The 10,386-nt window shown below is 64.2% G+C and carries 9 protein-coding genes and 2 pseudogenes; 5 read left to right on the forward strand and 6 right to left on the reverse strand.

The features are described 5' to 3' along the window. Together EN879_RS11730 and EN879_RS39860 are read right to left on the reverse strand one after the other, a co-directional pair. A partial coding sequence (locus EN879_RS11730; protein WP_164774380.1) for an FAD-dependent monooxygenase occupies positions 1–776 on the reverse strand: 776 nt, incomplete at its 3' end. Positions 777–839: 63 nt separating this feature from the next. Next, positions 840–956, reverse strand: a pseudogene (locus tag EN879_RS39860) (transcriptional regulator); the annotation flags it as partial. A gap of 72 nt (positions 957–1,028) precedes the next feature. Here EN879_RS39860 and EN879_RS11735 point away from each other — a divergent pair. The 5 genes from EN879_RS11735 to EN879_RS11755 all read left to right on the forward strand — a co-directional run bounded on the left by EN879_RS11735 (position 1,029) and on the right by EN879_RS11755 (position 6,078). After that, on the forward strand, positions 1,029–2,006 hold the full coding sequence (locus tag EN879_RS11735) for a GlxA family transcriptional regulator (protein WP_063168618.1): 978 nt from the start codon (positions 1,029–1,031) through the stop codon (positions 2,004–2,006). Positions 2,007–2,236: 230 nt separating this feature from the next. Continuing rightward, positions 2,237–3,097: a xanthine dehydrogenase family protein subunit M gene (locus tag EN879_RS11740; protein WP_063168619.1), complete on the forward strand. Its 861-nt coding sequence runs from the start codon at positions 2,237–2,239 to the stop codon at positions 3,095–3,097. Further along, positions 3,097–3,573, forward strand: a complete 477-nt coding sequence (locus tag EN879_RS11745; RefSeq protein WP_013530647.1) for a (2Fe-2S)-binding protein — start codon at positions 3,097–3,099, stop codon at positions 3,571–3,573. The genes EN879_RS11740 and EN879_RS11745 overlap by 1 nt, the downstream gene beginning before the upstream one ends. 1 nt (position 3,574) lies before the next feature. Next, complete coding sequence (locus EN879_RS11750) at positions 3,575–5,845, forward strand: xanthine dehydrogenase family protein molybdopterin-binding subunit (protein WP_063168620.1); 2,271 nt, start codon at positions 3,575–3,577, stop codon at positions 5,843–5,845. After that, complete coding sequence (locus EN879_RS11755; protein ID WP_024501711.1) at positions 5,833–6,078, forward strand: MoaD/ThiS family protein; 246 nt, start codon at positions 5,833–5,835, stop codon at positions 6,076–6,078. Before EN879_RS11750 ends, EN879_RS11755 begins: the two co-directional genes overlap by 13 nt. A gap of 306 nt (positions 6,079–6,384) precedes the next feature. On the opposite strand, the gene EN879_RS11760 is transcribed toward EN879_RS11755, so the two are convergent. The 4 genes and pseudogenes from EN879_RS11760 to EN879_RS11775 all read right to left on the reverse strand — a co-directional run bounded on the left by EN879_RS11760 (position 6,385) and on the right by EN879_RS11775 (position 10,345). Beyond that, positions 6,385–8,442, reverse strand: coding sequence for a TRAP transporter permease (locus tag EN879_RS11760; RefSeq protein ID WP_063168621.1), 2,058 nt, complete (start codon positions 8,440–8,442; stop codon positions 6,385–6,387). 86 nt (positions 8,443–8,528) lie between these two features. Next, complete coding sequence (locus EN879_RS11765) at positions 8,529–9,518, reverse strand: TAXI family TRAP transporter solute-binding subunit (protein WP_024501713.1); 990 nt, start codon at positions 9,516–9,518, stop codon at positions 8,529–8,531. A gap of 251 nt (positions 9,519–9,769) precedes the next feature. Beyond that, positions 9,770–9,954: pseudogene (locus EN879_RS11770) on the reverse strand (ABC transporter permease); the annotation flags it as partial. Between the two features lie 34 nt (positions 9,955–9,988). Continuing rightward, positions 9,989–10,345 (reverse strand): hypothetical protein, encoded by a 357-nt coding sequence (locus EN879_RS11775; RefSeq protein WP_024501714.1) that lies wholly within the window; start codon positions 10,343–10,345, stop codon positions 9,989–9,991. Between the last annotated feature and the right edge of the window lie 41 nt (positions 10,346–10,386).

Raw genomic sequence — 10,386 nt, forward strand, 5'->3', positions numbered from 1 at the left:
ACGAAGGGCAGCACATCGTCGATCACGCCCGGGCGGCTCCAGTCGCCGGGACGCAGCGGTGATGTGCCGCTATCGCCGGTATTGGCCATCACCGCCCAGTTCGTCAGCCTGGTCTCTTCGCGATCCGGCTCGATCGGATAATAGACGAACTTGGCGAAATTGCCGCCGGCAACCGCCATGGTGCGCCCGTCGCGCCAGACCGGCCACGGCGTGGCGCCGCGCCACAGCATCGTGCCGTTCCAGATCGGCGGCCCTTCTTCGGGATAGAGCACGGCCCTGACGGCGGAATGAATCCCGTCGGCGCCTATGAGCAGGTCGCCATGGGCCTCGCCGCGCGAGCCGTCATGCCGGCGGAAATGCGCCACGACCTCGCCCTCGTTCTGCTCGAAGGCATCGACACGGCTTGCCGTGCTGATGACGTCGCCGCCAAGCCTGTTCACCACGGCCCGGTGAATCAGCCCCAGCAGCCTGCCGCGATGAATGCTGATTTGCGGAACCTCATAGCCGGCATCGATGCCCCGCAATTCCTGCCATACGATCTGGCCGAAGCGGTTGGTGTAGACAAGCTCGCGTGTCCTCACCCCCTCCGCGTCGAGCGCCGGCATCAGCCCAAGCCCGGCCAGCGCCTTGACAGCGTGAGGCAGCATGTTGATGCCGACGCCAAGTTCGCGGATGTCGTCGGCCCGCTCGAAAAGTTCGACCTCGATGCCTGCCTCATGCAGGAACAGAGCAGTGGTGAGGCCGCCGATACCGGCCCCGGCGATCAATGCTTTCATCAGTCACTCCCTTGCCGTGAAAAGTCCCCCCGAGCCGGCCAGATGCCCGTCGACTTCGCGACGTCACGGCGATGCGCGTGGCCGGGGATATTCGAGTTGCATGGCGACGAGGTCTGCCGTGCGGGCACCATGGCGGGCAGCGATGGCGCGCAGCGTTTCGTCCAGGACTTTTGCCGGTCTCCAGATGGCTTGACGACGAGGCTACCGGCGTTAGGTTTCGTCCGAAATGACATAAATCGGGCGAATACTGCCATGCGCAGGCACGTTGCCGTCGTCGTTCACCCCGGTTTCCAGCTTCTGGATGCGGCCGGGCCGACAACCGTCTTCGAGATTGCGGAGCGCTGCCGCCCGGACAGCTATGAGTTGGTTTTGCTGTCGCCCGGCGGCGGCGACGTTGAAAGCTCCTCTGGCCTGAAGCTTCTCACCAGACCTCTGCGCGACGGCCCTTTCGACACCGTCATCGTATCGGGCGGCGAAATCATCCGTTCCATCGAGGCGATGGACGAGATCGTCGCCTGGTTGAGGCGCGTGCCGGCGCGGCGCACCACCAGCGTCTGCACCGGCGCGTACCTGCTGGCACGGGCGGGATTGCTCGACGGCCGCCGCGCCACCACGCACTGGGCCAGCAGTCACGACTTCCACCGCCGCTACCCGAAGGTCAGGCTGGATGCCGAGCGTATTTTCATCAGGGATGGCGACATCTGGACGTCGGCCGGCATCTCGGCCGGAATAGACCTGGCGCTTGCCCTCGTCGAAGATGACCTTGGCGCTGAAGTGGCGCGCCGCACCGCACAGCAGATAGTCATGCACCAGCGCCGGCCGGGCGGCCAGTCGCAATTCTCGGCCTTCGTCGAACTGGGCGGGCGAACCGGCCGCTTCGCCGCGCTGATCGAGTGGGTGCGGGCAAACCTGGCCGAACCGCTGACCGTCGAATGCCTGGCCGATCACGCGGCCATGAGTCCCCGCAACTTCGCCCGCGCCTTCACGTCCGAGACCGGCGTCACGCCGGCAAAGGCGGTAGAGCGCATGCGCCTCGATACGGCCCGCACGGCGATCGAGACCAGCCATCTCCCGCTTGAGCGCATCGCCGAAGCCGCCGGTTTTGGCGATCCCGGACGCATGCGGCGTGCCTTCCTGCGTACCCTTGGCCAGCCGCCGCAGGCGTTTCGGACGGCCGCCGAACACAGGGGGCTTCAGTGGGGCAGCCAAGCAGCGGCTCTGCCGGCTTAAACGCCGTTCCGGTCCAAAAGCGGACAAAACCGAATGAGCGCACTTGATCCAGACCGAAGTTTCACGAAAATCATTCCAAAGCCGGTTGCTGCCATTCAGTGCGCCACTTTCGGCCTGTTGGACTGGATATTGCGGCGCCTGGCCCAATCGCCGCAGACGACGAACCGGATAGCCATTATGAGGAGACTGTTTATAACGGTCGCTGAAATCGCGATGACCAAGGGGAGACGATGCGCTACATACGTCCGCTTTCAATAGAAGATGCCGTTGGCCAGTTGGCCGGGTCGGCTGGTACGGCCGCCATCCTCGCCGGAGGCAGCGACCTCCTGGTCAGGATGAAGGGCGGCTTTGCCGAACCAGAGTTGATCGTCGACATCAAGGCGATCGATGGCTTGAGCGAGATCCGGGAAACGGCTGAAGGCTTCAGCATCGGCGCCGCGGTCCCTTGCGCCGTCCTGGGAGAGAACACCGCCCTCAAGAAGGCATGGCCTGGTGTCGTCGAGGCGGCCAAGCTGATCGGCTCCAAGCAGGTGCAGGGCCGCTGCACCATCGTGGGCAATCTCTGCAACGCATCGCCGGCCGCCGACAGCGTGCCGGCGCTGGTTGCCGCCGGCGCCAGGGCAGTGGTCGTCGGGCCGGCGGGCCGGCGCACGATCCCCGTGCAGAGCGTGCCGACCGCGCCGGGCAAGACGTCGCTGGCCAAAGGCGAGATCATCGAGGCGATCCTGCTCGACAAGCGCGAGCCGCGGTCTGGCGATGCCTATCTGCGTTTCATTCCACGCACCGAGATGGACATCGCGGTGGTCAGCGCCGGGGTGAACCTGACGCTCGACGAGCACGGTGTCGTCAAATCGGCCCGCGTGGCGCTGGGCGCCGTGGCGGCGACGGTGCTTCTGGTCGAAGAGGCCGCGGAGGTGCTCGTCGGCTCCAGGCTGGAAGAGGCGACGCTGGAGCGGCTCGCCAAGGTCTGCGCGGGGGCCTGTCGTCCCATCGACGACAAGCGCGGCACTATCGAATTCAGACGAAAAGTTGCGGGTGTGCTGGCCCAGCGGGCCGCCACATCAGCCTATGCACGTGCAGGAGGCAAATGATGGCTGGAATTGCAGTTTCAACGACAATCAACGGCGATGCTGTCGAGTATCTGTGCCAGCCCGACGAGACGCTGCTCGACGTCCTGCGCGATCGGCTGGGGCTGACGGGCGCCAAGGAAGGCTGCGGCACCGGCGACTGCGGCGCCTGCTCGATCATCCTCGATGACCGGTTGGTGTGCTCATGCCTGGTGCTCGGCGCCGAGGCTGAAGGCCGTCGCGTCGAGACCATCGAGGGCATGGCGCATGGCGATACGCTGCACCCGCTGCAGCAGAAATTCCTCGAGCACGCCGCATTGCAATGCGGCATCTGCACTCCGGGCTTCCTGATCGCGGCCAAGGACCTCCTGGCCAAGAACCCCGACCCGACCGAGGAGGAAATCCGCTTCGGCCTTGCCGGGAACCTCTGCCGCTGCACCGGTTACGACAAGATCGTGCGCGCCGTCCAGGATGCGGCCATCGTGATGAAGGGAGCCTGAGATGAATTTCGATCCACGTTTTTCCGGACGTAAATTCGCCTCCGTCGGCACACGTCCGATCCGTCCCGACGGCATCGACAAGGTGACGGGCCGCGCGCGCTACGGCGCCGACTTCAACATGGCCGGCCAGCTGGTCGGGCGCGTTCTGAGAAGCCCGCACGCCCACGCCAGGATCGTCAAGATCGACACGTCGAAAGCGGAAAAGCTCGCCGGCGTCAAGGCGGTGATCACCGCGGCCGACCTGCCCGACCTCACCGATGGCGATGCCGCCATGTACGACGTCCTCGACAATTGCATGGCGCGCACGAAGGCGCTCTATGACGGCCACGCGGTGGCCGCGGTCGCCGCGATCGACGCCCGCACCGCCAGGCAGGCGCTGAAGCTCATCGAGATCGAGTACGAGCTTTTGTCGCACGTCACCGATGTCGACGAGGCGGCGAAGCACACGGCGCCCTTGATCAATGATGCCATCTTCACCGAGGGCCTTGAGGAAAAGCCGGTAAAACCCTCCAACGTCACCAAGCGCAGCCAGTTTGGCCATGGCGATGTCCATCAGGGTTTCGGGCACGCCGACTTCATCGTCGAGCGCTCCTTCAAGACCGAGCAGACGCACCAGGGCTATATCGAGCCGCATGCCTGCGTGGCGAATTTCAGCTCCGACGGCACCGCCGACCTCTGGGTGTGCACGCAGGGCCATTTCGTCTACCGCCAGCACTGCGCCCAGCTGCTTGGCATGGAAGCCTCGAAACTGCGCGTCACCTCCTCGGAGATCGGCGGCGGTTTTGGCGGCAAGACCCATGTCTGGGCCGAGCCGGTGGCGCTGGCGCTGTCGCGCAAGGCAGGACGGCCGGTGAAGCTGGTGATGACCCGCGACGAGGTGTTCCGCGCCTCGGGCCCGACCAGCGCCACCTCGATCGACGTCAAGATCGGCGCCCGCAAGGACGGCACCATCACCGCCGCCGAAGCGACGCTGCGCTACAGCTGCGGCCCGTATGCCGGCTCCTGGGCCGAGATCGGCGCCATGACCGCGTTCGCCTGCTACAAGCTCGATAACGTCAAGACGGTCGGCTACGAAGTGCTGGTCAACCGGCCGAAGACCGCGGCCTATCGCGCGCCTTCCGCACCCATGGCAGCCTTCGCGGTGGAAAGCGCCGTCGACGAGCTGGCCAAGAAGATCGGCATGGACCCGGTCGACTTCCGGATCAAAAACGCCGCGCAGGAAGGCACACGGTCCTCCTACGGTCCGGTCTACGGCCCGATCGGCATCGGCCCGACGCTCGAGGCGGTGAAGAGCCATCCGCACATGAAGGCGCCGCTGGGCAAGAACCAGGGCCGCGGCATGGCTTGCGGCTTCTGGTTCAACTTCGGCGGCCAGACCTGCACCGACCTCAACATCGGCATGGACGGCTCGGTCTCGCTTGCCGTCGGCACGGTCGACGTCGGTGGTTCGCGCGCGTCGCTGTCGCTGGTGGCGGCGGAGGAACTCGGCATCGACTATTCCCAGGTCAAGGCGATCGTCGCCGACACGTCCAGCCTCGGCTACAACGACATGACGGACGGCAGCCGCGGCACCTTCTCGTCTTCCATGGCAACGATCTCGGCCGCCCGCAATGCGATCAAGATCCTGCGCGAGCGCGCCGCGCAGATGTGGGACATTGCCGTCGACGACGTGGTCTGGGAGAAGGGCCACGCGATCGCCAAGGGCGAGAAGCACGGCAATCTCGGCAAGCTGTCGCTGAAGGAGATCGCGGTCGAGTCGGGCAAGACCGGCGGGCCGATCGCCGGCCACAGCGAGCTCGTCGCCGATGGCGCCGGCGTCTCCTTCGCCACCCATATCTGCGATATCGAGGTCGATCCCGATACCGGCGCCGCCAGGGTCATCCGCTACACGGTCGTGCAGGATGCCGGCAAGGCGGTGCACCCGACCTATGTCGAGGGCCAATACCAGGGTGGTGCCGCGCAAGGCATCGGCTGGGCGCTCAACGAGGAGTATATCTACGGCAAGGACGGGCGGCTGCAGAACGCCGGCTTCCTCGATTACCGCATCCCGGTCTGCTCGGACCTGCCGATGATCGACACCCAGATCCTCGAAATCCCCAACCCCAACCACCCTTACGGGGTGCGCGGCGTCGGCGAGACGTCGATCGTGCCGCCGCTGGCGGCGATCGCCAATGCGGTGTCGAATGCCGCGGGCGTGCGCATGACGCACATCCCGATGTCGCCGCCGCGCATCCTTGCCGCGATCGAGGCGGAACGGGAATGGTCGAAGTAACGCTCTGGGGCTCGCTCGCCGCGACCGCCGGAGGCAACAGCAAGGTCGAGATCGAGGCCAAGGACATAAGGGAGCTGTTCAGGAAGCTGGCTGAACAGTATCCCGGCCTCGAGCCCTTGATCGACAAGGGCATCGCCGTTGCGATCGACGGGACGATCTATCGCGATACGTGGTCGAAGAAGCTGCCGGAGGGGGCGGAGATTTTTCTGCTGCCGCGATTGGCGGGGGGATAGGCGGACACATGGCAGGGTAAAAGGTGCACTGTCACCGTAATTCCCGTAATTCTAAGAAGGCCAAAAACCGCTGTTGGATTCGACCGGGAGGAGGGTCTGATTTGCGCCCCATGCCGGTCATCGCCACGGCTCATCGCCTCTTCTCACGAGCGGACATCTTCGCGACTAGGCTGAAGCTCGCTCGGCGCCGAGAACCCGCAGCGGAATGTCATGGACTCGATGGTCGGCCCTCTCATCTTTCCGTCCGCCCACCGCATATGCGCGACGTCGAAAACCCCGGGAAGGATTGCGTTGGAGCGGCGCTGATCAGACTGGTTGCGCCTCTTCAGTGTGGCGTGCGTTCCAATGGCGCAGCAGGACCGGGACCAAAAGCGCCACGCCGAGTAGCGAGGAATAGAGTTCGGGTGCCACCAGAAGCAGGGCGGCGAACACGAGCAGCACGTTTTCCCATGGGCGTGTGCGCACCAGAAGATAGCGCGATAGCGCGGCGCCCAGGCAGGTGATGCCCAGCACGCAGCCGAAAAAGGCGAGGAAGAAGTTCGGCCAGGTGAAATCCTTCGTCACCAGCAGCAGGGACGGTGAGAAGACGAAAACGAAAGGAACCAGTGCCTTACCCATCCCCAGCCGGAAGGCGGTGTTGCCGGTCTTGAACGGGTCCGCCCCCGCCATGCCAGCGGCGGCGTACGCCGCCAGCGCCACCGGTGGCGTGATGTCCGCCAGCACTCCGTAATAGAACACGAAGAAGTGAGCGACGATCGGCTCGGTGCCGAGCATGACAAGCGCCGGCGCCGCGATCGTCACCATAATGATGTAGTTCGCGGTCGTCGGGATGCCGCAGCCCATCAGGATGCAGACGACGCCAGTCATGATCAAGGTGAACAATAGGGTCAGGCCCTGGGCCGAGAAGATCGCCTCGGGGATGAAGGTGCCGAAGAGAAGGGAAAGGTGTCCGGCCGTCGATGTGACGATGTAGGACAGCTTGAAGCCCACTCCGGTCAGGGTGACGACGCCCACGACGATGCCGACGGTTGCGGCAGCGGCTCCGACTGCGAGCGCATATTTGGCGCCGTCGCGCAGACACGTCACGATGTCGGCGACCGACATGCGCCGGCGCGGATTGAGCAAGCCGACGAGAATACACAAGGTGATGCCCCAGAAGGCGGCCATGTAGGGCGTGTAGCCCGAGAGCAGCACGCCGATAAGAACGACGAGCGGGATGATCGTCGGCCAGTCCCGCTTCAGCGCCTCGACGACATCGGGCATCTCGTCCGGCCTGAGCCCCCTGAGGCCGGTTCGCTTGGCCTCGAAATGCACCTGCATGAACACGCCAAAGAAGTGCATGAAGGCGGGCACGATGGCGGCAAGGATGATGGTCGTGTAGGGCAGTTCGAGAAATTCGATCATCAGGAAGGCCGCTGCGCCCATGATCGGCGGCGTCACCTGACCGCCGGTCGAGGACGCCGCTTCCACCGCTGCGGCGAAATGTTTCTTGTAGCCGAGCTTGATCATCGCCGGGATGGTCAGCGAGCCGACGGTAACGGTGTTGGCGACCGACGAGCCGGAAATCATGCCGAACAGCGCCGAGCCGAAGATCGACACCTTGGCGGGACCCCCGGCGTAGCGGCCGGCGACCCACGCCGCACAGTCGAGGAAGAGCTGGCCGAGGCCAATGCGGGTGGCGAAGACGCCGAACAACACGAAGTGGAAGACGTAGGTGGCGACGACGCCGAGCGCGATGCCGTAGATGCCCTGCGTCGTCAGATAAAGGTGATCGATGAGCTGGGAGACGGACGCGCCGGGGTGCACCAGAATGCTCGGCATGTACCGCCCCAACAGCGCGTAGGCCATGAAGACGACGGCGATGATGGGCAGCGGGATGCCGACGGAGCGGCGCGTCGCCTCCAGCAGAAGCAGGATGAGGATAAGGCCGAACACCACGTCGAGCGCCGTGGGATTGCCGACGCGGAAGGCAAGGTCGTCGAGCGGGATCATAGGCACGTGCATGACGACGACGACCGCAGCGATCGCCAGCAGCCAGTCGAAAAGGGGTATGCCGAGCGGCCGCAGGAGGCTGGACCGCGCGGGCTGGTCGTAGCTTTTCTTCACCAGCGGGAAGACGAGGAAGATCAGCGCCAGCACCATCGACAGGTGGATGCCCCGGTGCAGCATTTCCTGCAGCAGGCCGAAACCGGCGGTGTAGTAGTGAAACAGTGACAGCGCCACCAGGAGGAAGCCGACCAGCCAGCCCGCGACACGGGTCAGTGGCCGGAAGCGGATTTCGGAGTCGAATTTCTCCTCCAGTTCGCGAGCGCTCTCCTCATCGAACTCCATTGCGGAAAGCTTGATCTTGTCGTCATCGCTCATGGCCGGTTCCGTGTCCTGAATTTCCAGACAAAAGAGGCGGAAAGCATCCCTTCCGCCTCGTTGTTGTCAGCCGGTCCAAATGCCTCTTATTTCAGGGTGCCGACTTCCTTGTAGAATTTCTCTGCGCCGGGATGAAACGGAATGCCAGCGCTGGTAACCGCGTTCTGGAGCGTGATCAGCTTGCCCTTGGCGTGGCCTGCCTGCAGGGCCTTTTGGGTTTCGTCGCTGTAAAGCGACTTGACGATCTTGTAGACGAGGTCGTCGGTCTGCTTGGCGCTGGTCACCCATTGAGCGGCGACGGAAATGGTCTTGGTTTCGCCGACATTTTTGTAGGTGCCTTCCGGCACGGTATCGGTGGAGAAGAACTTCTGCTCGGACAGCAGCTTGTCGGCCTCGGGGCCGGTGATCGGCACCAGCGTGATGTTGTTGGTGGTGGCAAGCTCAACGATTGCGCCGGTCGGATAACCACCGACGAAGAAATAAGCGTCCATGGCGCCATCCTGCAGCCGCTCTCCGGCCGGGCCAGGCTTGAGATATTCGGGCTGCACGTCCTTTTCAGCCAGACCGTAAGCGCCAAGCACAAGTCGCGCATCGACGATGGTGCCGGAGCCCGGCTCGTCAAGAGAGACGCGTTTGCCCTTGAGATCCGCCACCGACTTAATGCCGGCGTCGGCACGCGCGACCAAATGGATCGTCTCGGGATAAAGCGTCGCGATGAGGCGCAGGTCGTCAACCTTGGGCTTGCCCTCATAGAGGCCGGTGCCCGAATGCGCCCAGTAGGCGACGTCGGATTGCGTGAAGCCCGATTCGGACGCGCCCGACTGGATGGCGCTGATGTTGGCCACCGAACCGTTGGAGGACGTGGCGGTGGCGACCAAGCCTTCGACGCCGGCCGCCCCGGTTGCCGAGATGGCGTTGGCGATCAGGCCGCCCACCGGATAGTAGGTACCGGACGTTCCGCCCGTGCCGATGCGGAAAAACGCCTGCTGCGCGCGTGCCGGCGAAAATCCGGCCGCAGCCAAAGCCAGAGCGCCCGCGCCTATGGAAAAGGTGCGGCGGTTGATCGAAATAGTCATGCTACCTCCCAGTCTAAAAACCGGCAGGATGTTGCAGCGGCCAAGGTGTTGTCAACCTGTACACGCTTTTTGAGAGCGGATCGGTCCTCGCGGGCTGGCCGTGGCGCATCCTCAATAGGTGCAAATTTTGAAGAAGCACCAAAATTCGATCTGAGCCTTTATCATTGGTTGAACGGCAGTAGTTCGCATCCTTGCGCCAAAGCTGCCTGTCTGAATTCGGCCCAAAAGCAGCCATTCACCTCAACCCGCCCCTATCTCTCCTCCACAATCCTCAAATAAACCGCCGTCACGAACAGCACGATCAGCCCGACAAGATCCGCCTTGCCCCTTCCGGCATCTGCAGGATCGTCAGCACGGTCAGGATCAGGGCGCCGAGGATGGTGCCGGTGTAGACACCGCGGCCGCCGAAGATCGAGGTGCCGCCAATGACGGCGGCCACCCCGGCGCCTTCTGCCGGAAGGCGCGGCAGGCTATGGATACTTGGTCGGCGGTACGGCAGGGTTCAAATCGCCCTGCAGTTCCTTCGGCAGCGGCAGGCTTGAGCATTGCAGGTGCACTTCGCGGGCGAACAGCTTTCGTTGCTTCTGCTCATGCTCCTTGATGGCTGCGACGAGCCCCATCGAGTATGGACCAAGCAGGACGCCGAAACCCCATCCCGGATGCTCTTTCTCGCGAGCCTCGTAATCCGAAGCCGCCCTGCGGGCCTGCTGGCATGCCGGGGAGGCCCATTTCTGGTCCTGCTGCGAAAGCGACGCCTCATAGTCGACCGGGGAGGTCGCGCACCCAGCCACTGCCGCAGTCAATGCGAGGCAGATTGCGTTTCTCATCCGAAGCCTCTCCTAAGCCTTGTGAAGGGCCTGCATAGACC

The sequence above is a fragment of the Mesorhizobium sp. M7A.F.Ca.AU.002.02.1.1 genome (assembly GCF_003998535.1).
Lineage (GTDB): Bacteria > Pseudomonadota > Alphaproteobacteria > Rhizobiales > Rhizobiaceae > Mesorhizobium > Mesorhizobium ciceri.

Coding starts and splice junctions, on each gene's coding strand:
- EN879_RS11735 (WP_063168618.1), top strand. CDS start 1,029: ATGCGCAGGCACGTTGCCGTCGTCGTTCACCCCGGTTTCCAGCTTCTG.
- EN879_RS11740 (WP_063168619.1), top strand. CDS start 2,237: ATGCGCTACATACGTCCGCTTTCAATAGAAGATGCCGTTGGCCAGTTG.
- EN879_RS11745 (WP_013530647.1), top strand. CDS start 3,097: ATGGCTGGAATTGCAGTTTCAACGACAATCAACGGCGATGCTGTCGAG.
- EN879_RS11750 (WP_063168620.1), top strand. CDS start 3,575: ATGAATTTCGATCCACGTTTTTCCGGACGTAAATTCGCCTCCGTCGGC.
- EN879_RS11755 (WP_024501711.1), top strand. CDS start 5,833: ATGGTCGAAGTAACGCTCTGGGGCTCGCTCGCCGCGACCGCCGGAGGC.
- EN879_RS11760 (WP_063168621.1), bottom strand. CDS start 8,442: ATGAGCGATGACGACAAGATCAAGCTTTCCGCAATGGAGTTCGATGAG.
- EN879_RS11765 (WP_024501713.1), bottom strand. CDS start 9,518: ATGACTATTTCGATCAACCGCCGCACCTTTTCCATAGGCGCGGGCGCT.
- EN879_RS11775 (WP_024501714.1), bottom strand. CDS start 10,345: ATGAGAAACGCAATCTGCCTCGCATTGACTGCGGCAGTGGCTGGGTGC.